The following is a 25,456-nucleotide window of genomic DNA, read 5'->3' as shown; positions in this document are numbered from 1 at the left end:
TTTTATGGTCTATCGACGGCGGCGGGAACGTAGGTAGTCGCCGACCACCGCCGCTCCCAGCCCGTCGAGATCGGGCACCACGACGCGTCCCTCGACGCGCCGGGCGACCTGGTCAATGAAGCGCGCCAGGCCGGGATCGCTGCCCAGCCGGAAGATCGTGATTTGCGCACCGAGGCGCGCCATTTCATCGAAGCCGCGCACGGTGTGGGCGATGGTCCGCGGGTGCGGCGGGTAGTCGAAGAAGACCGTCGTGCCATCACCGTCGAAGTCCTCCAGGTGGGCGGTCGGCTCGCCGTCGGTCACCACCAGCACGACGGGCTGGGCATTGGGGTGGCGGCGCAGATGACGCCCCGCCAGCGCCAACGCGTGATGCAGGTTGGTCCCCTGCTCGTAGACACCTTCCAGGCCGGTGAGTTCGGCGGCGGTCACCGTCCGGGCGTAGCGGCCAAAGGCGATGATCTGCAAGGCATCCGAGCGAAAACGCGTGCACACCAAGTGGTTGAGCGCCAGCGCTGTCTGCTTCATCGGCAGCCAGCGGTTCTCCATCACCATGGAAAACGACGTGTCGACCAGCAGCGCGACCGCGGCCTGCGTGCGGGTCTCGGTCTCGGAGACCTCGACGTCGTCGACGGAGATCTTCAACCGCGCGTCCGGCCCATCGAGGGTGGCCGTTCCCGCCTGCCGCAGCACGGCATTGGTCAGCGTGCGCGAAATGTTCCACGGTTCGGTGTCACCGAACTGCCAGGGCCGGGTGGCGCCCGTGAGCTCGCCGGCCGCACCCGCCCGCCGATGATCACGCTCACCGCGCCGCCCGGAAAGTTGTTGCGCCACATCGCGTAGCGCCGTCTCGCCGAGCCTGCGCATCGCCTTCGGCGACAGCCGCCACTGGCCGTCGGAACCGCGGTCCAGGAAGCCCTGATTCACCAGCGCACGTTCCAATTCGGCGAGCGTGCGGGCATCGACGGCCGCCTCGTCGCCGAGCTGGCGTGCCAGCGCGTCGAGGTCGACGTCATCCATGGTGGCGCCGGGATAGCTTTGCGAGAGCTGCTCGGCCAGTTGCTCGAGCTCGGCGATGTCGGACAGCGCCTGGGTGCCCTCACCCATCCCGAACGGGTTGTCACCGGAGAACTGTTCGGATCCGGTCCAGTCCTCCCCGGGCCGCGCCGCCTGCAGGTGCGCATCGAGCCGACTCAGCGACTCCATCAGGGCCGGTGAGCCGAATGCCTGCTGCGCCAAGGCATCCAGCTCCGCGCGCTGCTCGGCGCTGAGGCTGTTGCGGAAGCGCTGCGCGGCGGCGGCCCGCTTGGCCAGCGAGTCCAGCAGCTCGTCGACGTTGCGCGGGTTCTCCGGGAAGAACTCGCCGTGGGAGTCCATGAAGTTTTCGAAGTCTTCCTGGGTGTCCTCGCCGCGCGCGTGCTTGTCCAGCAGGTCGTTGAGGTCGTTCAGCATGTCGTTGACGCGCTGGCGGTCCTCGTCGGTGGCCCCCTGAAGCGCCTGCTTCATGCCCGCGAAGCGCTGGTCGAGCATCTCGCGGCCGAGCAGATCCTTGATCTGGTCGTACTTTTCGCGCGCCTCGCCGCTGCGCCAGTTGTACTCGGAAAGCTCCTGGACGGCCTTGGCCGGCGACGCCGGTAGCGCGTCCAGTTGGAGTTCGCCGAAGCGGGCGTCGTCGTCGAGCGCGCGGGCCAGCTCCTTGCGTTCGGCCAGCACCGCCTCGTCCAGCAGTTTCTTGATCTCCTGCAGCGTGCCGTCCAAGTTGTTGCGCCGCAACAACTCCCGTCGCCGTCGGTTGGCCTCGGCCGCCAGCCGGTCCGCGCCCGGCATGTTCTTGGTGCCGCGGCGCAGCAGCTCGGAGAGCGCGCGTCGCGGCGAGGTACCGGCCATGACGTCCTGGCCGATCTGTTCGAGCGCCTCGCGCAGATCCACCGGCGGAGCCAGCGGGTCGGGCCCGCCGGTGTACGCCGAGTACCGCGATGAGTGCCCTCTATTAGCCATAGACGGTTTGCCCCTCCTCGGACACCTTGTCGATGCGCTTGGCCAGATACAAAGCCTCGAGCGCCAGCTCGAGCGCGGCGGCGCGTTCGCCCTCCGACCGCGCGCCCAGCTTGTCCGCGATCTTGTCCACCACCGGCAGGCTCGGGACGGCGGCCAGCACGTCCTTTGCCGACACCCGCTCGCCCGTCGTCACCGCGGAACCGCCCTCGACCGCGGACACCAGCGAACCGACGTCGATGCCGCCGAGCACCCGCGACGCCGTGTCCGCGGTCGCCCGGCGCAGCAGGTGTTCGAGCACCGCCTGCTCGCGGCCTTCCTCGCCGGACTCGAATTCCAGCTTGCCGCGCAGGACGTCGATCACGGTGCCCAGATCGACCACCCGTGCCACCGGGTCCGTCTCCCCCAGGATCGCGCCGCGATGGCGGGCGGCGGCCGCGACGGTCTCGGCGGCGGCGATGGCGAACCGCGCCGACACCCCCGAGCGTTGGTCGACGGAATTCGACTCCCGCAGGTAGCGGGCGAACCGGGCGATGATCTGCATGAGGTAGTCGGGCACCTGCGCCGACAGGTGCGCCTCCTGCGCGATCACCCCGACTTCCGCGTCGAGCTCGAGCGGATAGTGGGTCCGGATCTCCGCGCCGAAGCGGTCCTTGAGCGGGGTGATGATGCGCCCGCGGTTGGTGTAGTCCTCGGGGTTGGCGCTGGCGACCACCAACACGTCGAGCGGCAGGCGCAGCGTGTAGCCGCGGACCTGGATGTCGCGCTCCTCCATCACGTTGAGCATCGACACCTGGATGCGCTCGGCGAGGTCGGGGAGTTCGTTGACCGCGACGATGCCGCGGTGCGCGCGCGGAATCAGCCCGTAGGCGATGGTCTCGGGGTCCCCCAGGCTGCGGCCCTCGGCGACCTTGATCGGGTCGATGTCGCCCACCAGGTCGGCGACGCTGGTGTCGGGCGTGGCGAGCTTTTCGGTGTAGCGCTCGCTGCGGTGCTTCCACTCCACCGGCAGGTCGTCGCCCAGGGTGGCGGCCTTGCGGATCGACTCCGGCGTGATCGGCGAGAACGGATGCTCCCCCAGTTCGGCCCCCGCGATCACCGGCGTCCACTCATCGAGCAACCCGACCAGCGCACGCAGCAGCCGGGTTTTGCCCTGGCCGCGCTCGCCGAGCAGCACGAAGTCGTGACCCGCGATCAAAGCCCGCTCGAGCTGGGGCAAGACGGTGTCGTCGAATCCCAGAATGCCAGGCCAGATGGCTGCGCTGTCCGGCCCGTCGGCCAGTGCGGTCAGCAGATTTTCGCGGATTTCCTGCTTGACTCCCCGTTCACGGTGACCGGCGGCGCGCAGTTCGCCGACGGTGCGGGGCAGGTTGCTCGGTGACGTCACCACTCCACGCTACGACGATGCCGCCGATGGGACACTATGCCCTCCCCCAAGTACGCGGGTGCCGGGCAGGCTGATCGACTGCCCGGCACCCGGTCGGAGATCCCGAGCGCAGCGCGATGCTGCACCCGAACACCGCTCAGCTGTAGCTGACGACGGCCTGCGCGTCACCCGGCTTCCACGTGATCGTGCCGTGCTCGAAAGTCGACTTCTTCATGCCATCGGGGGTGTCGACCTCGTCACTGGTCGGATACCCGAGCTTGCCCTGCGAACCGCCGAGCTCATTCCACTTGTCGCGGATCAAGCCCCACACCACGTAGGCCTGCGTCTTGTTGACGATGACGCCGCCATCGAATTGCTGGTAGGTGCCACCGTCGGGATTCGTTTGCTGATTATCCTTCGGGGCCCCTAAGTCCTTGCGCGCCTTGTCGTCGAGGGACTGGTACTTCGCCAAAATTGGTCCCTGAACGGTGTACGGCGTGCCGTTTGCGCCCGGAATCTGCGTCGTGCTGCCTGGCGCACTCGGAGTCGTTGCTGCTGATGTTCCCGCGGCGGCTGAGCTCGAGGTTGCGGCCGACGAAGCGGGTGTAGTTGTTGAACTGCCGGCTTCACCCGATTTATTTGCCGAGCATCCTGCGCCGACGAGTGCGACACTCGCAATCGCGACGGAAATTGTGGCCGTTCGTATTGCGTTCGCGCGCATATCAATTCCTCTCGAATTGTGTTCGCCCCGCTATTGCCGACCCAAAGTGATGCTATTTCCATTCGCGACCATAGAGCAAGGACTGGGATCGACAATTGCCGATCTTCAGTGGGCGAAGTGGCGCGCCCCAGTGAGATACAGCGTGATGCCGGCGTTGGCCGCGGCCGCGGTCACCTCGTCGTCGCGCACCGATCCGCCCGGATGCACGATGGCCTTCACCCCGGCAGCGGTCAGCGTCTCGAGTCCGTCGGGGAAGGGGAAGAACGCGTCCGAGGCCGCGACCGCGCCGCGCACCCGATCCCCGCCGCGTTCGACGGCCAGCCGCGCGGCGTCGACGCGGTTCACCTGACCCATGCCGACGCCGATGGTGGCGCCACCGGCGGCGATCACGATCGCATTCGATTTGACGGCGCGGCATACCCGCCAGGCAAAAGCCAGGTCCGCCAGCGTTTCCGGGTCGGCGGGGTCCCCCGTCGCAAGGGTCCAATTCGCCGGGTTGTCCCCGTGGGCGTCGAGTTCGTCGCGCTGCTGCACCAACAGCCCGCCACTGACGGGCCGCAGTTCGGTGCCGCCGGTGAGCGGCTCGGAGGCGACCAGCACCCGGATGTTCTTCTTGCGGGTCAGGATGTCCAGGGCGGCCGGATCGTAGGCGGGCGCGATGATGACTTCGGTGAAAATCGTGCTGACGTATTCGGCCATCTCGACGCTGACTTCGGTGTTGGCCGCGATGACCCCGCCGAATGCGCTCAGCGGATCGCATTCGTGGGCCTTGCGATGGGCGTCCGCCACCGAGGCCGACGAAATCGCGATTCCACATGGGTTGGCGTGCTTGATGATTGCCACGCATGTCTCTTCGTGGTCGAAGGCGGCCCGCCATGCCGCGTCCGCGTCGGTGAAGTTGTTGTAGGACATCTCTTTTCCGTGCAGCTGCTCGGCCTGGGCCAGCCCGGGCCACGCGCTCGGGTCGTTGTAGAGCGCGGCCTGCTGGTGCGGGTTCTCGCCGTAGCGCAGCATCGCCGAGCGGCGCCAGCTGCGGCCCAGCCACTTCGGGAAGGCGGTCGCTGGATGTTCGGGGGCCAGCGTCGACTCCATCCAACTCGCCACCGCGATGTCGTATTCGGCGGTGTGCTGAAACGCCAGCGCCGCCAGTCTTTTGCGCTCGGCGAGCGTAAACCCGCCCTGCCGGACCGCGGCCAGCACGCCGTCATAGCCCTGCGGGTCGGTGATCACCGCCACGCTGGGATGGTTCTTCGCGGCGGCCCGCACCATCGACGGTCCCCCGATGTCGATCTGTTCGACGCAATCGTCGATGCTCGCGCCGGAGTCCACCGTCTCGCTGAACGGGTACAGGTTGACGACGACGAGTTCGAAGGCCGCGATGCCGAGCTGTTCGAGCGCCTCGGCGTGCTCGGGTTTGCGCAGATCCGCCAGCAGGCCCGCGTGCACGCGCGGGTGCAGGGTCTTGACGCGGCCGTCGAGCACTTCGGGGAACCCGGTCAGTTCCTCGACCCGGGTCACCGGAATGCCTTTTTCGGCAATGTTCTTCGCGGTGGATCCCGTGGAGACGATCTCGACGCCCGCCGCGGCCAGCCCCCGGGCCAGGTCGATGAGCCCGGTCTTGTCGTACACGCTGATCAAGGCGCGGCGGATCGGCCTTTTGGCGTTCTCCCGCCAGTCGTCGGTGCTCATCCGTTGTCGCCTTTCATCCGATCGTCGCTTTTCTCCCGACCAGGGTCAGCCCGCCGGTTGCGATCGCGGCCACCACGTCCGCGAGCAGCTTGCGTTCGGTGACCTTGATGCGTTCATGCAAAGTCTCTTCGTTGTCGCCGTCGAGCACGGGAACGGATTGCTGCGCCAGGATCGGCCCGGTGTCCGTCCCGGCGTCCACCAGGTGCACCGTACAGCCTGTGATTTTCACGCCGTAGGCCAACGCGTCGGCCACCCCATGCGCGCCCGGGAACGCCGGCAGCAGCGCCGGATGCGTGTTGATGACGCGTCCGTAGAACCGTGAAAGGAACTGTGGTCCAAGGATTTTCATGAATCCCGCGGACACCACCAGGTCGGGCGAGTGAGCGGCGGTGGCCTCGGTGATAGCGGCGTCCCAGGCGTCGCGGTTGGGGTGGTCGCCGAGCCGGACGGTAAAGGTGGGCAGGGACGCGGCCGCGGCGATCTCGGTGGCCAGGCAGTCGCGGTCGGCGCCGACGGCGACGATCCGGGCAGGATAGTCCGCGACGGCGGCGGCGATCAGGGAGTTCAGCAGCGATCCGGTGCCCGAGGCCAGTACCACTACCCGCGCCGACGCGTTGGGGGGCACATGGAGGGCTTCGACCACATCGGCGAGCCTAGTCGGGCGACGATGCGCGCCCTTACGGGCGCGCTGAGGAGCCCGACGATCGGCACAGCGGGCGACGATGCGCGCCCTCACGGGCGCGCTCAGGAGCCCGATGGCGGCGGCATGCGTTTGACGATCAAGCTGGCCAATAGGGCAATTGCCCACCTCCGAGCGACAACCGTCCGACGCCCGCGATTTCCCACGGCCGTTGTCGCTCGGAGGTGGGCAATTTGCCTATTGCTCCGGATCGCGTTCGGCAGCGGTAGGTCCCGGCTCGCCCTCCGCCGCGGGAGACCCCGCCTCGCCCTCCGCCGCGGGAGACCCCGGCTCGCCCTCCGCGGCATCGCCCCCCGCCGCGGGAGACCCCGGCTCGCCCTCCGCGGCATCGCCCTCCACCGCGGGAGACCCCGGCTCGCCTTCCCCGGCATCGCCCTCCACCGCCGGAGTCCCCGGCTCACCCTCCCCCGGATCACCCGCGGGACCCTCGAAGACGTCCTCCTCCGCCACCCGATCGTCGAAAACATCGGTGAAATCGGCCGGCTCTTCGGCCGGTGCGGCGGACGCGGGTTTGGCCCGCAACCGCCTGGGTCGGGGCCTGATCCCCCCACTCAGCACCACGGTGATCCCGCCGATCACCGTGAACCAGAAGAAGACACCGAGCAGCAACGCGCCCTGGTCGACGCCGACATGGCCGAAGTTACCCAGCTGGCCGCTCCCGGCGTACGCGAGCAGCGACATCACCAAAGCCCCGGCGGCCGAGGCGACCAACAGCTTGACCATCGCCGCGGCCGGCGGCAGCGCACGCCGGGCGCACTGCTGTCCCACCGCCACGCCCGACGACGCACCGATGATGAGCAGCGCAACCCATACCGGCCCCAGCGGCGGCCTGGGCACCGCCGCCAACACCGGCAAGGCCGGAATATCGCCACCGAACACGGTGAACGAGCTGAACGTCGCGAAACCGATGTGGGCGCTGGAGCCGACGGCGACCGCCGCGGTGCCCACAATCACGTTGGGCGCGTACAGCATTGACAGCAGGGTGAGGCTGAACTCGCCGAAGATCGAATCGGTGATGCCGTAGAGCTCCTGCATGGTCGCCCAGTGCACGACGAGCGACCCGGCCGTCACGAACCCGGAGAGCCCGAGCAACGCCAGCAGGCCGGCGGACGCGGCGCGCAGCGAATCGCCCAGCCAATAGGGCAACGACGACACCGCCAGCACGCGTGGCCCGACCCGGGACCACACCCCGATTCCCGCGCCGGCTGCGTGGACCACGAGCACGCTGAGGAACGCCCGCAGCGCGCTCGGGGTTTGCAGCTCGGTGATCACCGACGACGCGTCGTGGATGACGGCGAGGGCGATGGCCGTCATCAGCAAGGGTCCGCCCAGCGCCGACGCCACCACCCAGCGAACGACCAGCCACGACGAGTGCGGCGAGGTGGCCCGCGCCGTGCTGCGCGCGGTGGCCCAGACCATGAGCAGCACCGGCAGCAGCGGCATCACACCGAGTTCGCGGCCACCGATGGAGATCGGCACCTGGTGCACGCCGAGCCACATGCTGGCGATGGCACCCAGGGCGCCGGTCATGTCGCTGTTGGCGATCAGCAGTTGGATGAGCGTGACCGCGGCGATGATGACCAACGCCACCACGGCCGGGGCGAACGCGACCCTGACGAGGTCACGCGCCTGGCGAGCGCCCGCTGCCCGGTTGTCCTCTAGCCGTGTCACTCTTGGGCACGTCCCCGACTAGGCGCGACAGCGCACGGTTAAGCGGGCGCTGGGCCAGACGGTGAGGACGGCGACTGCTGCTCCTGGCCGAAGGATTGACCGCCGGATTGCTCGGAGTAGTTGGTGGGTGAACCGGCGTCCGATCCGCCGCCGACGTTCGGCGGCGGGCTGAAGCTGGGGAAGCCGGTGGGGGGCGTCGACGAGCCCTGGTGCTGCGCGGACGGCTGCGAGCCCGACTGCGGCGAAGGCTGGGCGCCGAAACCGCCGGTCGGTGCGCCGCCCTGGGTCGGCGCACCGCTGGCCCCATAACCGCCGTATTGCGATCCGTATCCCTGCTGGCCGCCGTGCTGCTGGCCGCCCGGCTGACCGTAGTAGGGCTGCTGGCCGTACTGCCCGTATTGCCCGTACTGGCCGTACTGCGAGTAGGGGTCGTACTTGGGGCGCGGCGTCGGCGCCGTGATCACGCCGGAGTCCAGCAACACGACGACGACTGCGGCGATCGCCTGCAGCACGATGGCCGCCACCAGGGGCCACATCGCCCAGCCGATGGCGAAACCGGCGGGCAGGTTGATCGTCTCGGTGATGGCCAGCAGCGCTCCCAGCACCGCGATGACCGCGACAACGCCCACGTAGCTCTTGGCTTTCGGGAGCAGGCTCAGGCCGGCGAGCAGCGCGGCCAGCAGGGCAACCACGACCGCGGTACCGGCATCGCCGGCCCGGCCACCGATGCCCGGCCCGAGGTCGGCGCTGATGGTGAACGTGGGCCCGAAGTTCAGGAGGTAAGCCACCAAGCCGAGCACCACCACCGCAATGTTCAGATACAGCGGCAGCTTGCTCTTGCCGTCGTCTTCTTTGGCGAACGAGGGTGTGGCGCCTGCATACGTGCCGCCGGACTGCGGCGGTGGGTATCCGGGGCTACCGGGAGAGTAGGTCATTGCTCCTCCTGTTGCTACCAGTGCCTTTAAGTGCCGAGCGGGCGCCGCGGTGGCGATGCGACGCTGTGCTTGCAGGCGCGTCACCGCATTGCGACGCGGTCGATCACCCACGCTAGCGCACGTGCGGGAACCGGTGGCGCCGCCACTGTCTTGGGCGGCGAGGCCCCCGGCGGCCCTCCGGCGAGACGGTCGGTATCACCGGAGCTTGCTCAGCACAGGTAGAACACGTTCTAATTCTCTGCATGGATTACGGGCTTGTGCTTTTTACCAGCGACCGCGGCATCTCTCCGGCGACGGCCGCGAAGCTTGCCGATGACCACGGCTTTCAAACCTTCTACGTGCCAGAACACACTCATATCCCGATCAAGAGAGAGGCCGCGCACCCGACGACCGGCGACGCGTCGCTGCCCGACGACCGCTACATGCGCACGCTGGACCCGTGGGTGAGCCTGGGCGCCGCCTGTGCCGTCACGTCGCGGGTGCGACTGTCGACCGCGGTGGCGCTGCCGGTCGAACACGACCCGATCACGCTGGCGAAAAGCATTGCCACCCTTGACCATCTCTCCGGCGGACGGGTCAGCCTAGGCGTCGGATTCGGTTGGAACACCGACGAACTCGCCGACCACAACGTGCCGCCCGGGCGTCGGCGCACCATGCTGCGCGAGTACCTCGAAGCGATGCGGGCGCTGTGGACCGAGGAGGAAGCCTCCTACGACGGCGAATTCGTCAAGTTCGGGCCCAGCTGGGCCTGGCCCAAGCCGGTGCAGCCGCACATCCCGGTGCTGGTGGGCGCCGCTGGCACCGAAAAGAACTTCAAGTGGATCGCGCGCAGCGCCGACGGCTGGATCACCACCCCCCGCGACTTCGACATCGACGAACCGGTCAAGCTGCTACAGGACACCTGGGCGGCCGCGGGCCGCGACGGCGCCCCGCAGATCGTGGCACTGGACTTCAAGCCCGTCCCCGAAAAGCTCGCCAAATGGAGCGAGCTGGGCGTGACCGAGGTCCTGTTCGGGCTGCCGGACAAGCCCGAGGCCGAGGTCGCCGCCTACGTCGAACGGCTCGCCGGCAAACTAGCGGCTCTCGTGTAACTGCGGTCAGGCCAGCGTGGCCCGGTTGTCCTTATCCGTCGACCGCACCACGATCGAAGCCCCCAGCGGCTCGCCGTCGCTGAGTAACCCGACCAGATCGGGGTCCTCGCTCAGGGCCAGGAAGCGGCTGCCGTCGTCGTCGAGGCGGCCGATGATGAGGCCGGTGCGCACCGGCCAGTCGTAGCGCACGGTGTAGGTCTCGATGGTCGCGCGACCGTCGGCCTTGATGGTCACCGCCATCTTGGGGCGGGCCGCGACCTCGGCGCGCAGTGCGGCGCTGTTGTCGGGCTTCCAATTCACCGGCGTGGTCGAGTACACCCCAGCGGAGTACTTGCTCATGATCCCGCCGTTGGCGGCGACCAGGCCGAATTGCCCTGGCAGATCCCGCATTTCGCTGACCGTTTCGGCGATGCCGTGCAGTGAGTAGTTGTTGCCCGGTCCACCGAAGTACGGCAGGCCGCCGGTGAGTGTGAGCCCCCGCGGATCGTCGGTGGCCAGCTGAGTCCCGTCGCAGAAGTTGAACACCGGCACCGGGAAGCAGCTGTAGAGGTCGAAGGTCGAGACGTCGTCGATGCCGACACCGGCCACGGCGAGCGCTTCCTGGACCGCCAGCACCGAGGCCGAGTTGTAGGTCAGGTCGAGGCGGTCCAGCAGTGGCTGGTCCACCATGTCGGCGTGGCCGTGCAGAAACACCCAGCGCTCCTCGGGCACACCGAGCCGGCGGGCGGCGCCCACCGACATCAGCAACGCGGCCGCGCCCTGATTGACCTGATCGCGGGCCACCAGCAGCCGCGGGTACGGATCGCAGATCATCCGGTTGGACTCGGTGACGGTGATCAGCTCGTCGACGCTGCGCTCCACCGGGGAGGACGCGAACGGGTTCTTCGCCGCCACCTTGGTGAACGGGGCGAACAGCTCGCCCATTTCGCGCCGGTAGTCGGCGACGCTCAAGCCCAGCCGGCCGCGGCGCGCGTTCTCCAGCAGCCCGTACTGGGCCGGCGCTCCGATGAGCCCATGCGCGACGGTGTAGTCGTCGAACAGGCCGTCGTATCCGAACCCGCGGTCCTCGAGGGAACCCTCGACCGTGTCGGAATGATCCGGCTTATCCCGGTCGGCGAAATACCGGATGCTGGACGTGTTTTCGGAGCCGAAGATCATCACGACCTCCGCCTCCCCCGAGGCGATGACACCGGCGAACTCGGTGACCAGATGCTGGGGGCCCTGGCCGCCGATGGGCTCGAGGATCGCGCGGGCCGGCGCGGCGCCGATGCGCTGGGCCACCGACCGCGGGTAGTTGTTGGACTTGCCCATCGGCGCGGGGGTGCGCCCGGAGATCTCGAACTGCCGGAGGGCGGCGACGGTGTCGATGGCCGTGGCGACGGCGGTGACGTCGGCCCCGGTGTCATGTAGCGCGGCCTGCGCCGCTGCCGTCGCCAACTCCACCGACGACATTCCGCGGTAGCCGGAGTCCTCGATGCGCTCGGTGAACTGCCCCACGCCGACGATGACGGGCGTGTTCGGGTCGAGATTCATAGACCCACTATCTACCGTGTGCCGGGCCACGGCCAAATCCGGGGCCCCCTCGCGGCATCGGCCGGGCACGGCCCCCTACAGGTTCTGCAGGATCTCCCGGGCGAGCGCCGCGGTCTCCGACGGGGTCTTGCCGACCTTGACGCCCGCGGCTTCCAGCGCTTCCTTCTTGGCGGCCGCGGTGCCCGACGAGCCGGACACGATGGCGCCCGCGTGGCCCATCGTCTTGCCTTCCGGCGCAGTGAATCCCGCGACGTAGCCGACGACCGGCTTGGACACGTTCGCCTTGATGTAGTCGGCGGCGCGCTCCTCGGCGTCGCCGCCGATCTCGCCGATCATCACGATGACCTTGGTGTCGGGGTCCTTCTCGAACGCCTCGATGGCGTCGATGTGCGTGGTGCCGATCACCGGGTCACCACCGATGCCGATCGAGGTGGAAAAGCCGAAATCGCGCAGCTCGTACATCATCTGGTAGGTCAGGGTGCCCGACTTGGACACCAGGCCGACCGGACCGGGGCCGCTGATGTTGGCGGGGGTGATGCCGGCCAGCGCCTCGCCCGGGGTGATGATGCCGGGGCAGTTCGGCCCGATGATGCGGGTCTTCTGCCCCTTGTCGACGTTGTAAGCCCACGCATAGGCGCTGTCCTGCACCGGAATTCCCTCGGTGATGACGACCAGCAGCGGGATCTCGGCGTCGATGGCCTCGATGATCGCGTCCTTGGCGAATTTCGGCGGGACGAAGACGACCGACACGTTGGCGCCGGTTTCCTTCATCGCTTCGGCGACGGTGCCGAACACCGGCAGCTCGACGTCCCGGCCGACCGGGTCCACGTGCGAGACGGTGGTGCCGGCCTTGCGGGCGTTCACGCCGCCCACCACCTGGGTGCCGGCCTTCATCATCAGCGCGGTGTGCTTGGTGCCCTCGCCACCGGTGATGCCCTGGACGATGACCTTGGAGTCTTTGTTCAAAAAGATCGACATGGCTTGGGTCCCTTACTTGTTCGCCAGCTCGGCGGCTTTGTCGGCACCGGCGTCCATGGTCTCGGCCTGGATCACCAGCGGGTGGTTGGCTTGGGCCAGGATGCGCCGGCCTTCGTCGACGTTGTTGCCGTCGAGCCGGACCACGAGCGGCTTGTTCGCCTCGTCGCCGAGCATGTTCAGCGCGGTCACGATCCCGTTGGCGACGGCGTCGCAGGAGGTGATGCCACCGAACACGTTCACGAAGACGCTCTTGACCTGCTTGTCGTTCAGGATGACGTCCAGGCCGGCGGCCATCACCTCGGCCGACGCGCCACCACCGATGTCCAGGAAGTTGGCCGGCTTGACCCCGCCGTGCTTCTCTCCCGCGTAGGCGACGACGTCCAGCGTGGACATCACCAGGCCCGCGCCGTTGCCGATGATGCCGACCGAGCCGTCCAGCTTGACGTAGTTGAGGTCGTGCTCCTTGGCCTTGAGCTCCAGCGGGTCGGTGGCGTCGCGGTCCTCGAACTCGGCGTGGCCGGGCTGACGGAAGTCGGCGTTGGCGTCGAGGGTGACCTTGCCGTCCAGCGCAAGGATTTGGTCTTTGGGGTCGCGCACCAGCGGGTTGACCTCGACCAGCGTGGCGTCCTCGGCGACGAAGACCTCCCACAGCTTGTTGATGGTGACGGCGGCGGCGTCCAGCACCTCGGCGGGCAGGTGGCCCTGCTCGGCGATGGCACGCGCGGTCGCCAGGTCGACACCCTTGACGGCGTCCACCGGAACCTTGGCCAGCCGCTCCGGCTTGGTCGCGGCGACCTCCTCGATTTCCATGCCGCCCTCGACCGAGCACATGGCCAGGTAGGTGCGGTTGGCGCGGTCCAGCAGGAAGGAGATGTAGTACTCCTCGGCGATGTCGCTGGCCTCGGCGACCAGCAGCTTCTTGACGACGTGTCCCTTGATGTCGAGACCGAGGATGTTCTTGGCGTGCTCGTAGGCGTCGTCGGGCGTCGCCGCGTACTTGACGCCGCCGGCCTTGCCGCGCCCGCCGACCTTCACCTGCGCCTTGACCATCACCGGACGGCCGATCTCGGTGGCGATCTCGCGGGCGCCCTCGGCGGTGTCGGTCACGCGTCCCGGCGTAGTCGGTACGTTGTGCTTGGCGAACAATTCTTTTGCTTGATACTCGAAAAGGTCCATGGACTCTCTGTCTTCGCTCGACTCAACTTTTAGGCCTCTTGGTGGGCGGTGCCGCAGCCGGCAACTCGCACGGACGAACTGTATCCACCCTCGAAATGGCTTTGACCGCCGCGTCCGCCGATGTGGCACAGCTCACGGGACATGGATAGACGGCCCGCGTGATCCAAATCACAATTCCGGCCGGATTGTGCGACGAGGTTGCCAGTCCCGCGCGTCAGCGGATACCTTCCTAGGGTCCAGATAACGTTATGGTCACGATACGAGGACATTTCAGGTTGCCCCAGCACCGTTTTGCCACGCCCGCTGCCGTAACAACAGGCATCTTGAGGGTGAGTCGCGCGGCAGGCGCCCGGTCGGCGGAGCCCCATCGCACCGAAGTCACGGAGATCCTTCCGCTCGACGGCTTCGACTTCGATGACCTTGATTTCAGCGATTCCTATGACGACGTCGGCGATCACGCCGGCCTGGACTTCAGCAACGACTCGACGTTCGACAACGAAGCGCAGGTCCTGCTAGCGCCGGAGCTCGACGACCTCCACGAGGTCGACGACCTGAGGCCTCGGTGGCTGGCCGCCCCCGCCCCCGAGGCGTTGCCGCGGGTCCCCGTCGAGCCCCACACCGAGCGCCGCCTCGATCACGCGCGCGCCACCGACGTCGTCGGCGCCGCCCGCCGCGGAGGACAGCACCGCAAGCAACCCACCAGCGCGGCCCGCGGTCGCCTGCTGATCTCGGCGATGGCCGCCGGCGCCGCCGCCGCGGCCGCCCACACGGCCACCAGCCACGCCGACACCCCCAAGACCGAGGCGGTGCTGACCGCCAACGCGTCCGCGCTCACCGGCGGGTCGGGCAGCAACACCGTCCGAGGCCCCCAGGTGATCGCGGTGGAGCCCGCGGCCACCGCGGCGCTGCACAACCAGGAACTCGCCCGGGGTGTGGCCTTCGCCAACGACCGCGCCGAGCGCGAGGCGCGCTTGCAGCAACCGCTCTACGTGATGCCGACCAAGGGCATCTTCACCTCCAACTTCGGTTACCGCTGGGGCGTGCTGCACGCCGGCATCGACCTGGCCAACTCGATCGGCACGCCGATCCTGGCCGTGTCCGACGGCGTCGTCATCGAAGCCGGACCGGCCGGCGGCTACGGGATGCTGGTCAAGCTGCGGCACGCCGACGGCACGGTCACGCTCTACGGTCACATCAACACCGCCCTCGTCAGCGTCGGCGAGCGCGTGATGGCCGGCGATCAAATCGCCACCATGGGCAACCGGGGCAATTCGACCGGCCCACACCTGCATTTCGAGGTCCTGCAGGGCGGCACCGAGCGGATCGATCCGGTGCCGTGGCTGGCTAAGCGTGGTCTTATGGTCGGCAACTACGCTGGTTGAGGTGACCGCGCCGAACGAACAACCTTCCGGTCCGCCTCCGTCCGAGCCCACTGCGGAGCCCTCATCTACCTCCGATTCACGGACGCGGATCATCCGCCGCGCGCCGACCGGACCGATCCCCACCACGCCGGACTCCCCTACTAGTCAATTCGTTCCACCGACCCCGACGTCCCGGGGCGGCCCGCGTGCGGGACGGACGGGTTATGCCGGAGTGCCGGCCCTGGAACCCAGCGATCGCACGGCTGTCGCCGCCTGCGCGGTCAGCATTCTCAGCGGATGGGCCACGTCGGTGGTGGCCACCGATCTGATCGCCGGCTGGTGGCGGACCGATCGCCTGTTCTGCATCGCGGTGGCGTTTCTCGCCCTGGTGTTCGGCGCCACCACGGTGACGGGTGTGATCGCGCTGCTGCAGCGCCGACCGGTCAGCCGCTACCTCCTGTTGGCCGGCGCGCTCGTCGCTTTCCTCACCTATATCGGCGTGTTCATCGCCGGCGCCCGTGTGGCGTGGGTCGTGCACCTGCTGCCGCTGTTGCCGATCTCCACGGCGGTGCTGGTGATGCTGCCGCAAACCAAACGCTGGCTGGACGCCTGACCTTCGCCGAACGTGTTCTGGCGGCGAAGATTTCGCCGATTTCTCGCCCAGGGTGCACGTTCGACGCGCTGTATTCTCGCCCGATTAGAGCTTGCTGATCGGGGCGTGGTTGTGCATCAGCTTGACCCGTCCCGAGCTGCCGAAGTCGATCAGCGACATCGCCGATTCGCCGACGCCGGAAACTTCTTCGACCCGTCCCAGGCCGTACTTGTCGTGGGTCACCCGGTCGCCGGGTTCGAGCACCAGCAGCGGTCGTTTGCTCATCCCGGAACGAGTGGGCGCCGCGCGCGGCGGGCCGAATCGTCCGGCGCCGCTCACCGGCGCGCTGAACGACGGCGCCGGCGCGGTGCGGCGCCAATCGATCAGTTCTTGCGGAATCTCCCGCAAGAAACGGGATTCCGGGTTGAGCATGGGCTGCCCCCAGGAGGAGCGGACGATGGCCCTGCTCAGGTACAGCCGCCGGCGGGCCCGGGTGATGCCCACGTAGGCCAGCCGCCGCTCCTCGGACAGTTCGGTCGGGTCGTCCAATGACCGCATGTGGGGGAACATCCCGTCCTCCCACCCGGTGACGAACACCACCGGAAACTCGAGGCCTTTCGCGGTGTGCAGGGTCATCAGCGTGACCATGCCGGCGCCGTCCTCGGGGATTTCGTCGCTGTCGGAAACCAGCGACACCCTTTCCAAGAACTCCGCCAGCACACCGGTATCCGGCACGTCCTCGTCTTCGGGCGTGTGCAGCGACTCGTCCAGCGCGTCGGCGTTCGCCCGGTCGGTACTGAATTCGTGTGCGACACTGACGAGTTCGTTGAGGTTGTCCAACCGCGCCAGTTCCTGGGGATCGCTGGAGGATTCCAGCTCCCTGCGGTACCCGGTGCGTTCGAGCACAGACTCGACGAGATCCCCGAGATCGTCATCCAGGCGGCCGCGCAGCTCGTCGAGAAGCTCGACGAAACCCGCGATCGCCTTCTCCGCGCGGGAATTCAGCATCGGCACTTTGCCTTCGGCCGCGGCGACGAGTGCGTCGGCGAAGCTGGCCCCGGTGTTCTCGGCGTACACCGCCACGCAAGCCTCGGCGCGATCTCCGATGCCCCGTCGCGGGGTATTGAGGATGCGCCGCATGCTGACCGCATCCCCGGGGTTGTCCAGCACCCGCAGATAGGCGACAATGTCGCGAATCTCCTTGCGCTCGTAAAACCGCACTCCCCCAACGACTTTGTACGGAATCCCGGCGCGGATGAAGACCTCTTCCAACGACCGCGACGAGTTGTTGGTGCGATAGAAGACGGCGACGTCGTTGTAGGTGATCTCGCCCTTGTCGGCGAGTGCGTCGATCTCCTCGGCGACGAATCTGGCCTCGTCGTGCTCGTTGTCGGCGACGTAGCCGACGATCAATTCGCCGGCGCCTTCGGCGGTCCACAGGCGTTTGTCCCGGCGCCCGGAATTGCGGGCGATCACGGAGTTGGCCGCCGACAAAATGTTCTGCGTCGACCGGTAATTCTGTTCCAGCAGAATGGTTGTCGCGTCGGGGTAGTCGCGTTCGAAGTCCTCGATGTTGCGGATGGTGGCGCCGCGGAACGCATAGATCGACTGGTCGGCGTCGCCGACCACGCACAACTCGGCGGGCGGCACATCGTCGGACGATGCCGGTGCTTCTGTGCCGCCGCGGCCCACCAGTTCCCGCACCAGCACGTACTGGGCGTGGTTGGTGTCCTGGTACTCGTCGACGAGCACATGCCGGAACCGCCGCCGGTAATGCTGGGCGATCTGCGGGAAAGCCCGCAACACCGCCACGGTTTCCCCGATCAGGTCGTCGAAGTCCAGCGCGTTCGCCGCCCGCAGCCGGCGCTGATACTCGCCGTAGACGCTCGCCACCGTGCGCGACAACTCGTCGGAATCGTCGGTCAGCTTGGAGACCGCGTCGGCGGGGTCGATCAGCTCGTTCTTCAGGTTGGAGATGGCGTTGGCCAACAGCCGCGGCGAGTAGCGCTTGATGTCGAGGCCCATGTCGCGCCCGATCATCTGCAACAGCCGCCGCGAATCGTCGGCGTCGTAGATCGAAAAGTTGGAGTTGAGGCCTTCGATCAGGGACGCCTGGTTGCGCAGGATGCGCACGCAGGTCGAGTGAAAGGTGGACACCCACATGGCGCGGGCCCGGTTACCGACCAGCCGCACCACCCGCTCCCGCATCTCGGCCGCGGCCTTGTTGGTGAAGGTGATCGCCAGCACCTGGCCGACCCCCACGCCGCGGGCCGCGATCAGGTAGGCGATGCGACGCGTCAACACCGCGGTCTTGCCCGAACCCGCCCCGGCGACGATCAGCAGCGGGGAGCCCTCGTGCACCACCGCCTGGCGCTGTTGCGGGTTGAGCCCCTCGAGCAGTTGATCGGCTTCCGAGGCCGGCTTGGTATCTGTTGCGTGCACACTCATGTCAGTCCAAACTTACCGCCGCCCAGTGACACAAAGCGCCCAGGCATCAAACCAGGCTAGTGGCTCGGCCGGCCTGGATCGCGCCCCGCGGGCCACCGGAGAATGGGCGTGTCGGAACGCATTCTTCGACCCCGTTCTCGTGCCGGTGCCGTAATTGCACCCAAGTCCAAAAAGCGCAGCTTAAACATGTTTTTTTGCGCGCCCACCGTTTTTAATGGCACACTCATTTCGTGCTCAATGTGCAGTGTCGACGACGCTCCTCGACCCCGGAGTGGCGCCGCCGATTTCCCTACGGGTGCCGGTCCGCGGTGCCCGTGGTCTAACTGCTTCCGCAGAGCCCCGGACCCGCCTTCGGCGCCCGGGGCTCGTCTTCAGTGAGGCCCGATGCTGCATGAGTCCAGAACCCACACATCACGACGAAGGCGCGGAGGCAACAGGGATGAACATCGAGACGGTGGAGACCCAAGGGGCCACCGACATCGACGACCTACGTCTCGAGATCGATCGGCTGGACGCCGAGATCCTCGCCGCGGTCAAACGGCGCACCGAGGTATCACAAGCGATCGGCAAGGCCCGGATGGCCTCCGGCGGGACGCGACTTGTCCACAGCCGCGAGATGAAGGTCATCGAGCGCTACAGCGAGCTCGGCCCCGACGGCAAGGACCTGGCGATACTGTTGCTGCGGCTGGGCAGGGGCCGGCTCGGTCACTGAGCCCGGCGCTCGCCCCCACATCTGGCTCCTTCACGTCAGAGCCCATAGGGTCGAAGCATGACGGCCCGCGTCGGCGACGATGCAGAGCGAAGCGATGAAGAGGAGCGACGCCAATGACTTCCCTGCACACCCTCCCCGACATCACCGCCACCCCCGTGTGGGACGCCCTCCGCAGGCACCATGAACGCATCGGCGCCACCCATCTGCGCCAGTTCTTCGACGAGGACCCCGACCGCGGCCGCGAGCTGACCGTCTCGGTCGGCGACCTCTACATCGACTACAGCAAGCATCGGATCACGCGAGAAACGCTGCGGCTCTTGGTCGATCTGGCCCGCACCGCCAACCTCGAACAGCGCCGCGACCAGATGTTCGCCGGTGTCCACATCAACACCTCGGAGGATCGGGCGGTGCTGCACACCGCGCTGCGGCTACCCCGGGACGCCGAACTGACCGTCGACGGTCAAAACGTCGTCGAGGACGTGCATGCCGTGCTGGACCGGATGGGCGACTTCACCGACCGGTTGCGCAGCGGTGAATGGACCGGAGCGACCGGCAAACGGATCAGCACCGTGGTCAACATCGGCATCGGCGGATCGGACCTCGGCCCGGTGATGGTCTACCAGGCCCTGCGCCACTACGCGGATGCGGGCATCTCGGCGCGCTTCGTCTCCAACGTCGACCCCGCCGACCTGATCGCCACCCTGGCCGACTTGGACCCCGCCACAACGCTTTTCATTGTGGCATCGAAGACGTTCTCGACTCTGGAAACCCTGACCAACGCCACCGCAGCGCGCCGCTGGGTCACCGACGCCCTCGGCGACGCCGCGGTGGCCCAGCACTTTGTGGCCGTCTCCACCAACAAGCGCCTCGTCGACGACTTCGGGATCAACACCGACAACATGTTCGGGTTCTGGGATTGGGTCGGCGGCCGCTACTCGGTGGATTCGGCGATCGGCCTGTCGGTGATGGCCGCCATCGGCCGGGAAGCGTTCGCGGACTTCCTGTCCGGATTCCACATCGTCGACCGGCATTTCAAGACCGCCCCGCTGGAGTCCAATGCTCCTGTGCTACTTGGCCTTATCGGCCTGTGGTATTCCAACTTCATGGGCGCGCAGTCGCGCGCGGTGCTGCCGTACTCCAACGACTTGGCGCGGTTCGCGGCCTACCTGCAGCAGCTGACCATGGAGTCCAACGGCAAGTCGACCCGCGCGGACGGCAGCCCGGTCACCACCGACACCGGTGAAATCTTTTGGGGCGAACCGGGAACCAACGGCCAGCACGCTTTCTATCAGTTGCTGCATCAGGGCACCCGGTTGGTGCCGGCCGACTTCATCGGTTTCAGCCAACCCATCGACGACCTGCCCACCGCCGAGGGCGACGGCAGCATGCACGACCTGTTGATGAGCAACTTCTTCGCGCAGACCCAGGTGCTGGCCTTCGGCAAGACCGCCGAGGAGATCGCCGCCGAAGGCACGCCCGCCGATATCGTGCCGCACAAGGTGATGCCGGGGAACCGGCCGTCGACCTCGATCCTGGCCGACCGGCTCACCCCGTCGGTGCTGGGCCAGCTGATCGCGCTCTACGAGCATCAGGTTTTCACCGAGGGCGTCATCTGGGGAATCGACTCGTTCGACCAGTGGGGCGTGGAGCTGGGCAAAACTCAGGCCAAAGCCCTGCTGCCGGTGCTCACCGCGGACGCCTCCCCGGCGCCGCAATCGGACAGCTCGACCGATGCCCTGGTCCGCCGCTACCGCAGCGAACGAGGCCGGACCAGCTGATCGGTCCTCAGGCGAACATCTTGGTCAGCTGAGGCGGCAGCACCCGCATCAGCTGCACCAGCGGCGCCCACGGCCACCACGGCACCGCCGCCCGCCCGGGCTCCCGCTCCATGGCGGCGACGAGCGCGTTGACGCCAGTTTCGTTGTCCACCATCAACATTGTGCTGTTCGACTTGGCCGTCATCTCCGACTCGATGTAGCCGGGTTCGATGACCGACACCTTGACGGGTCCCTTGGCGTATTCGGCGCGCAACGATTCGCCCAGCGAGCTCAGGCCGGCCTTGCTGGCCGCGTACGCGGCCTTGACGCCCGGCACGCCCTTGTTGCCGAGCACCGACGAAATCAGCACCAGGTGGCCCGAACCGTTCTTGTTGAACATCTCCAGCGCGGTCTCGATCTGCACCAGCGCGGCCACCAGGTTGGTCTCGAGGGTCGCCTTGTTGGCCCACAGCTTGCCGGAGCCGAGTTTGGCGCCCTTGCCGATGCCAGCGTTGACGATGATGCGGTCGATGCCGCCCAGCTCGTCGCTGAGTTCGGCGAACACTTTGGGGACGGCCTCGTGGTCGTTGACGTCCAGCGCGGCGACGGCGATCGTCACGCCCGGATACTTCTGCGTCAGCTCGGCTTTGAGCTCCTCGAGCCGGTCGGTGCGACGCGCGCACAGGGCGAGGTCGCGGCCCTTGGCGGCGAAGGCGCGCGCCATGCCGGCGCCCAGCCCGGAGCTGGCGCCGGTGATGAGGATCTTCTGGCGAGTCATCGGGGCAGCATATCGACAGGTGTCAAGTCCCGGACGGGCGACTACTTCAGCAAACGCGACATCCGCCGGTCGGCCAGGACCTTGCCTCCGGTCTGACACGTCGGACAATATTGAAAAGACTTGTCCGCGAACGACACTTCACGCACGGTGTCCCCGCACACCGGGCAGGGCAGGCCCGTGCGGGCGTGCACGCGCAATCCGGAGCGCTTCTCGCCCTTGAGCGTGGCCGCGCCCTGGCCGACGGATCGGCTCACCGCGTCGGTGAGCACGGTGATCATGGCGTCGTGCAGCGCGGCGAGCTGCTTCTCGGACAGCTTGCCGGCGGTGGCGAACGGCGAGATCTTCGCGACGTGCAAGATCTCGTCGCTGTAGGCGTTGCCGATACCGGCGATCACCTTCTGGTCGGTGATGACGGTCTTGATCCGCCCGGTGTTGCCCGCCAGAATGCGGGCCAGGTCGTCGGGGCCGAGGTCCAGCGCGTCCGGCCCGAGGGAGGCGATCTGTGGGATCTGCTGCGGGTCGCTTACCAGCCACACCGCCAGCCGCTTCTGGGTGCCGGCCTCGGTGAGGTCGAAGCCGGGCGCCTCACCGGGCGTGCCCAGGTGCACGCGCAGCGCGATCGGGCCCTTGCCGGGGCGCAGCGGCGCCGCGGCCAGCTTGTCGGACCACCGCAACCAGCCCGCCCGGGACAAGTGGGCGACCAGGTAGAGGTCGTCCGTCCGCAGCCCCAGGTATTTGCCCCAGCGGTCGGCGCCGACCACGGTCTGGCCGTGCAGCGCGTTGATCGGCGGGTCGAAGGTCTTCAGGACGGACAGGGCGGCGATGTCGACACGGCCGACCGTCAGGCCCACGGCGTTGCGCCGTAGATGATCGGCCAGCGCTTCGATCTCGGGCAGTTCGGGCACGGTTTCAGTCTGCCGGTCGGAGCAAATAGGTGTCCATGATCCAGCCGTGCCGGGCGCGCGCCTCGGCCCGCTGCGAAACGATGCGGGGTCCCACTTCGCCGACCGTGCCGGCGATGAGCAGTTCGTCGTCGGTGCCCAGGTAGGCGCCCCACCAGATGCGGGTGTTAGGCGGGCACGTGTTGAACGAGCAGTCCGCGTCGAGCATTACGACCGCATCGCCGGCCAATCCGTGCGCGCGCAGCTGCCGGCCGGTGGTGATCAGGACGGGTTCGCCGACCCCGTTGAGCGGGATGCGATGCCGGGCGGTCAGCGCCTGTATGGCGGTGATGCCGGGGATCACGTCGAACGTGAAATCGACCTGCGCGGCAACAGCGTCGAGGATGCGCAGGGTGCTGTCGTAGAGCGACGGGTCGCCCCAGGCCAAGAATGCGCCGACGCCGTGCGGACCCAGCTCGGCCGAGATGGCGTCGGCCCAGATCTGCGCGCGCGCGGCATGCCACTCCGCGACGGCGTCGCGGTACTCGGCGTGATCTGCGCGCCTGGGGTCGGCCAGCTCGACGAACCGGTAGCCCGGTTCGCGGATGAACCGGGCGCAGATCTCGCGTCGCAGCGCCACCAGGTCGCTTTTCTGGTCGCCCTTGTCCATCGCGAAAAACACCTGCGTGTCGTTGAGCGCCTCGATCGCTTGCACGGTCACATAGTCGGGATCGCCGGCGCCAATGCCGATGACGTGGATGTGCCGGCCCAATGAACCCTCCTGACTCGCGTCGCTGCTCAACCACATTGCCGAATCGATACCGAATAGGCCTAGTCGGGACCTGAAGTACCCAGTACCATGGGTACCGTCTAAGCACCCAATGGAGGGACGCCAGGGATGACCACGTCGCTGAAGCCAGGTGGGCCGAGCCGTGAAGAGTTCTCCGAGCGCTTGCTGAAGGGCTCGGTCAAAAAGTCCTATGAGCCCGTCGTCGACATCGACTGGGACGCTCCGCTCGACCCGGACAAGTTCTATCTGCCGCCGCGGTTGGTGTCGCTGTACGGCACCCCGATGTGGGACGAGATGACCCGCGAACAGCAGATCGAGTTGTCCCGCCAGGAACTGGTCAACACCCTCTCGGCCGGGATCTGGTTCGAGAACATGCTCAACCAGTCGTTGCTGCGCACGATCCTGCACGAAGACCCGACCAGTAACTCGACGCATTACAAGCTGACCGAACTGGGCGACGAGACACGTCACATGGTCATGTTCGGCAAGGCCATCGAGCGCGTCGGCGCAAAACCGGTGCGCCCCCGGATGTTTCACCGGATGATCATCAACATGCTTCCGCTGGCGTTTCAGCGCGGGTCGATGCTGTGGGTGGCCGCCCTGATCGGCGAGGAGATCTTCGACTCGCTGCAGCGACAGATGATGGACGACCCCGAGCTGCAGCCAATCATTCAGCGGCTCATGCGTATTCACGTGACCGAAGAGGCGCGTCACATCCAATTCGCGCGCGATGGCGCGCGCAAACGCGTCGCCGAAATGCCCCGGTTCAACCGCTGGTTCATGGCCAACATCAACGGGCTGGGCGGCTACTTCTTCAACTATCTGTTCAGCAACCCGGTCCCTTATGCGCGAACGGGTCTCGACCCGCAGCGGGCCCGAAAGACCGCGCGCACCAGCCCGCATCGCCGTGACGTTCAGGTCGCCGGCTTCGCTCCACTGGCGGCGTTTCTCACCGAGGTAGGCCTGATGGGCCGCTTCGCGCGCCGCGGCTGGAAGCGCAGCAGGTTTCTGTGACGGCTTCGCGTCCCGGCGGCGAATCACGTTGCCACACGGCCATTGTCGGCGCGGGGGTCGGCGGTCAGAGCGCCTGTGATGCGTTGTCGGGCGCCGGCTTCACCGACCTGGTCCTGCTCGACCGGCCCGGCCAGGGCGTCCTCCGGTCGCGGTTCGACGACGCCTCCGACACTTGGCTGTTGACCACGGCCCGTGGCGAGATCGTGCGGGCCGATGTCGTCGTCGCCGCGGGTGAAGACGTCTACGTTCCCTGGGTGCCGCACCTTGCCGGGCGTGACGAGTTTCGCGGCGAGTCGTTTCACGCGGCGGCGTGGGAGCCGGCGTTTGACCCGTCCGGCAAGCGCATCGCGGTCATCGGCACCGATGCCGCTGCCGGCTACCACCTCGGCCGGCTGGTCGAAGCCGCGGCATCCGTCACCGTCTTTGCCCGCGCACCCCGCCGTGTGGTCACCGAGGTACCGCTGTGGTCTACCCGCGTCGCGCGCTGGCTGCGCCGCCACACCCGCCCGAGCGCGTCGCGGCCGTCGGTGGTGATCGCTTCGTCGGCGGTCGAGACGGTGACCCCGTTGGGGGTGCGCACCGGCGATGGTGTCCACCACAGCGTCGACGCCATCATCTACGGCACCGGATTCTCGATCGCCGATCACGTCGCCGACGAGACGCTGACCGGCGCGGGAGGGCTGCCCATCCGAGAGGCTTGGCACGACGGCATGGAGCCGTTCTGCGGGGTGGCGGTGCGCGGGTTCCCCAACTACTTCTTCATCACCGGTCCCGACCCGGACGCGCAAGCCCGCTACATCGTGGAGTGCCTGAAGCTCATGCAGCGCACGGGCAGCCGCCGCATCGAGGTGCGCGCCAGCAGCCAGCATGTCTTCAACGAACGCGCCCAGCTGCGACCGATCGAGCCGCCACCGGCGGCGTCCGCCTTCGACCTATCGGCCAGCGCGCCTGCCGGCGACGACGCCTACGACGGCACCGCCATGCTGGAGATCGCCGGAAGCCGTCATCCGGTACGAGTCCGGCTCACCGGCCATCTGGACCCGATCGACGGTCGCTACCACTGGCAGGGAACCGTGTTCGGTTCGCCGTCCGACGACCTCAAGCAGGCGCGGACGGCCACGCTGACGGTGGGTGAGCGCAGTGCGCCGGCGCGCATCGTCGAACGGACACCCTGGGGCACGCACTCGGTTGCGGGCGTGGGCGCTCCCCCCTACGCGCTGAGCATTGGGTGAACGGGCACCGCGGCTGCTGACGGAGGCCAGCGTATTTCT

21 protein-coding genes and 1 pseudogene are annotated in these 25,456 nt (G+C 67.7%); 7 read left to right on the top strand and 15 right to left on the bottom strand.

The window, feature by feature from the left end; translation table 11 throughout:
• Positions 1-9: 9 nt before the first annotated feature.
• The 7 genes from OCQ_RS04775 to OCQ_RS04745 all read right to left on the bottom strand — a co-directional run bounded on the left by OCQ_RS04775 (position 10) and on the right by OCQ_RS04745 (position 9,074).
• On the bottom strand, positions 10-1,995 hold the full coding sequence (locus OCQ_RS04775) for a vWA domain-containing protein (RefSeq protein WP_026071411.1): 1,986 nt from the start codon (positions 1,993-1,995) through the stop codon (positions 10-12).
• Positions 1,988-3,382: an ATP-binding protein gene (locus tag OCQ_RS04770; protein WP_009957820.1), complete on the bottom strand. Its 1,395-nt coding sequence runs from the start codon at positions 3,380-3,382 to the stop codon at positions 1,988-1,990. The genes OCQ_RS04775 and OCQ_RS04770 overlap by 8 nt, the downstream gene beginning before the upstream one ends.
• Positions 3,383-3,515: 133 nt before the next feature.
• The gene (locus OCQ_RS26860) at positions 3,516-4,079 is read right to left on the bottom strand and encodes an LGFP repeat-containing protein (RefSeq protein WP_026071410.1); all 564 of its coding nucleotides are present in this window, start codon (positions 4,077-4,079) and stop codon (positions 3,516-3,518) included.
• A 105-nt stretch (positions 4,080-4,184) separates the two neighbouring features.
• Positions 4,185-5,768: a bifunctional phosphoribosylaminoimidazolecarboxamide formyltransferase/IMP cyclohydrolase gene (purH, locus tag OCQ_RS04760; RefSeq protein ID WP_008254027.1), complete on the bottom strand. Its 1,584-nt coding sequence runs from the start codon at positions 5,766-5,768 to the stop codon at positions 4,185-4,187.
• A gap of 13 nt (positions 5,769-5,781) precedes the next feature.
• Positions 5,782-6,411, bottom strand: a complete 630-nt coding sequence (purN, locus tag OCQ_RS04755; RefSeq protein WP_041784810.1) for a phosphoribosylglycinamide formyltransferase — start codon at positions 6,409-6,411, stop codon at positions 5,782-5,784.
• A 234-nt stretch (positions 6,412-6,645) separates the two neighbouring features.
• Positions 6,646-8,139 (bottom strand): cell division protein PerM, encoded by a 1,494-nt coding sequence (locus OCQ_RS04750; protein ID WP_162130194.1) that lies wholly within the window; start codon positions 8,137-8,139, stop codon positions 6,646-6,648.
• Between the two features lie 38 nt (positions 8,140-8,177).
• A complete protein-coding gene (locus tag OCQ_RS04745) occupies positions 8,178-9,074 on the bottom strand; it encodes a DUF5336 domain-containing protein (RefSeq protein ID WP_008254020.1) in 897 nt (298 codons plus the stop codon).
• A gap of 242 nt (positions 9,075-9,316) precedes the next feature.
• Here OCQ_RS04745 and OCQ_RS04740 point away from each other — a divergent pair, with 242 nt between their 5' ends.
• Positions 9,317-10,165: an LLM class F420-dependent oxidoreductase gene (locus OCQ_RS04740; protein ID WP_009957825.1), complete on the top strand. Its 849-nt coding sequence runs from the start codon at positions 9,317-9,319 to the stop codon at positions 10,163-10,165.
• Positions 10,166-10,171: 6 nt separating this feature from the next.
• Here the strand turns inward: OCQ_RS04740 and OCQ_RS04735 are convergent, their stop codons facing one another.
• From OCQ_RS04735 to sucC, 3 genes are all read right to left on the bottom strand, one after another.
• Positions 10,172-11,698: an acetyl-CoA acetyltransferase gene (locus tag OCQ_RS04735; RefSeq protein ID WP_009957826.1), complete on the bottom strand. Its 1,527-nt coding sequence runs from the start codon at positions 11,696-11,698 to the stop codon at positions 10,172-10,174.
• 75 nt (positions 11,699-11,773) lie between these two features.
• Complete coding sequence (gene sucD / locus OCQ_RS04730; protein ID WP_008254012.1) at positions 11,774-12,676, bottom strand: succinate--CoA ligase subunit alpha; 903 nt, start codon at positions 12,674-12,676, stop codon at positions 11,774-11,776.
• 12 nt (positions 12,677-12,688) lie between these two features.
• Entirely contained in the window at positions 12,689-13,852 is a 1,164-nt protein-coding gene (gene sucC, locus OCQ_RS04725; RefSeq protein ID WP_014383911.1) for an ADP-forming succinate--CoA ligase subunit beta, read from the bottom strand.
• 329 nt (positions 13,853-14,181) lie between these two features.
• On the opposite strand from sucC, the gene OCQ_RS04720 reads away from it, so the two are divergent.
• Positions 14,182-15,234 (top strand): M23 family metallopeptidase, encoded by a 1,053-nt coding sequence (locus OCQ_RS04720; RefSeq protein ID WP_014383910.1) that lies wholly within the window; start codon positions 14,182-14,184, stop codon positions 15,232-15,234.
• A 1-nt stretch (position 15,235) separates the two neighbouring features.
• Positions 15,236-15,826, top strand: a complete 591-nt coding sequence (locus OCQ_RS26855) for a hypothetical protein (protein ID WP_179945066.1) — start codon at positions 15,236-15,238, stop codon at positions 15,824-15,826.
• Positions 15,827-15,910: 84 nt separating this feature from the next.
• On the opposite strand, the gene pcrA is transcribed toward OCQ_RS26855, so the two are convergent.
• On the bottom strand, positions 15,911-18,253 hold the full coding sequence (pcrA, locus tag OCQ_RS04710) for a DNA helicase PcrA (protein ID WP_008254003.1): 2,343 nt from the start codon (positions 18,251-18,253) through the stop codon (positions 15,911-15,913).
• Positions 18,254-18,644: 391 nt separating this feature from the next.
• Here pcrA and OCQ_RS04705 point away from each other — a divergent pair, with 391 nt between their 5' ends.
• Together OCQ_RS04705 and pgi are read left to right on the top strand one after the other, a co-directional pair.
• Positions 18,645-18,965 carry a chorismate mutase gene (locus OCQ_RS04705; RefSeq protein ID WP_080587981.1) on the top strand — a complete coding sequence of 107 codons (321 nt, stop codon included), beginning with the start codon at positions 18,645-18,647 and terminating at the stop codon, positions 18,963-18,965.
• 113 nt (positions 18,966-19,078) lie between these two features.
• Positions 19,079-20,743 carry a glucose-6-phosphate isomerase gene (gene pgi / locus OCQ_RS04700; protein ID WP_008253999.1) on the top strand — a complete coding sequence of 555 codons (1,665 nt, stop codon included), beginning with the start codon at positions 19,079-19,081 and terminating at the stop codon, positions 20,741-20,743.
• 7 nt (positions 20,744-20,750) lie between these two features.
• On the opposite strand, the gene OCQ_RS04695 is transcribed toward pgi, so the two are convergent.
• The 4 genes and pseudogenes from OCQ_RS04695 to cobF form a co-directional block, all read right to left on the bottom strand.
• Positions 20,751-21,500 carry an SDR family oxidoreductase gene (locus tag OCQ_RS04695; protein WP_008253997.1) on the bottom strand — a complete coding sequence of 250 codons (750 nt, stop codon included), beginning with the start codon at positions 21,498-21,500 and terminating at the stop codon, positions 20,751-20,753.
• A gap of 41 nt (positions 21,501-21,541) precedes the next feature.
• Positions 21,542-22,009 (bottom strand): zinc finger domain-containing protein, encoded by a 468-nt coding sequence (locus OCQ_RS26990; RefSeq protein ID WP_232065649.1) that lies wholly within the window; start codon positions 22,007-22,009, stop codon positions 21,542-21,544.
• Between the two features lie 201 nt (positions 22,010-22,210).
• Positions 22,211-22,351: pseudogene (locus tag OCQ_RS26985) on the bottom strand (Fpg/Nei family DNA glycosylase); the annotation flags it as partial.
• Positions 22,352-22,409: 58 nt separating this feature from the next.
• A complete protein-coding gene (gene cobF, locus OCQ_RS04685; protein ID WP_041785384.1) occupies positions 22,410-23,153 on the bottom strand; it encodes a precorrin-6A synthase (deacetylating) in 744 nt (247 codons plus the stop codon).
• 126 nt (positions 23,154-23,279) lie between these two features.
• Here cobF and OCQ_RS04680 point away from each other — a divergent pair, with 126 nt between their 5' ends.
• Together OCQ_RS04680 and OCQ_RS04675 are read left to right on the top strand one after the other, a co-directional pair.
• A complete protein-coding gene (locus OCQ_RS04680) occupies positions 23,280-24,185 on the top strand; it encodes an AurF N-oxygenase family protein (protein WP_008253992.1) in 906 nt (301 codons plus the stop codon).
• Positions 24,186-24,439: 254 nt separating this feature from the next.
• Complete coding sequence (locus tag OCQ_RS04675) at positions 24,440-25,417, top strand: DUF4873 domain-containing protein (RefSeq protein ID WP_232065648.1); 978 nt, start codon at positions 24,440-24,442, stop codon at positions 25,415-25,417.
• Positions 25,418-25,456 lie beyond the last annotated feature (39 nt).

The sequence above is a fragment of the Mycobacterium paraintracellulare genome, from assembly GCF_000276825.1.
GTDB lineage: Bacteria > Actinomycetota > Actinomycetes > Mycobacteriales > Mycobacteriaceae > Mycobacterium > Mycobacterium intracellulare.
This window is presented reverse-complemented; position numbering and strand designations above follow the sequence as displayed.

Excerpts from the sequence above, each read along its gene's own strand:
- OCQ_RS04775 (WP_026071411.1), bottom strand. The coding sequence starts at position 1,995 with ATGGCTAATAGAGGGCACTCATCGCGGTACTCGGCGTACACCGGCGGG.
- OCQ_RS26860 (WP_026071410.1), bottom strand. The coding sequence starts at position 4,079 with ATGCGCGCGAACGCAATACGAACGGCCACAATTTCCGTCGCGATTGCG.
- purH (WP_008254027.1), bottom strand. The coding sequence starts at position 5,768 with ATGAGCACCGACGACTGGCGGGAGAACGCCAAAAGGCCGATCCGCCGC.
- OCQ_RS04745 (WP_008254020.1), bottom strand. The coding sequence starts at position 9,074 with ATGACCTACTCTCCCGGTAGCCCCGGATACCCACCGCCGCAGTCCGGC.
- OCQ_RS04740 (WP_009957825.1), top strand. The coding sequence starts at position 9,317 with ATGGATTACGGGCTTGTGCTTTTTACCAGCGACCGCGGCATCTCTCCG.
- OCQ_RS04735 (WP_009957826.1), bottom strand. The coding sequence starts at position 11,698 with ATGAATCTCGACCCGAACACGCCCGTCATCGTCGGCGTGGGGCAGTTC.
- sucD (WP_008254012.1), bottom strand. The coding sequence starts at position 12,676 with ATGTCGATCTTTTTGAACAAAGACTCCAAGGTCATCGTCCAGGGCATC.
- sucC (WP_014383911.1), bottom strand. The coding sequence starts at position 13,852 with ATGGACCTTTTCGAGTATCAAGCAAAAGAATTGTTCGCCAAGCACAAC.
- pcrA (WP_008254003.1), bottom strand. The coding sequence starts at position 18,253 with ATGAGTGTGCACGCAACAGATACCAAGCCGGCCTCGGAAGCCGATCAA.
- OCQ_RS04705 (WP_080587981.1), top strand. The coding sequence starts at position 18,645 with ATGAGTCCAGAACCCACACATCACGACGAAGGCGCGGAGGCAACAGGG.
- pgi (WP_008253999.1), top strand. The coding sequence starts at position 19,079 with ATGACTTCCCTGCACACCCTCCCCGACATCACCGCCACCCCCGTGTGG.
- OCQ_RS04695 (WP_008253997.1), bottom strand. The coding sequence starts at position 21,500 with ATGACTCGCCAGAAGATCCTCATCACCGGCGCCAGCTCCGGGCTGGGC.
- OCQ_RS04680 (WP_008253992.1), top strand. The coding sequence starts at position 23,280 with ATGACCACGTCGCTGAAGCCAGGTGGGCCGAGCCGTGAAGAGTTCTCC.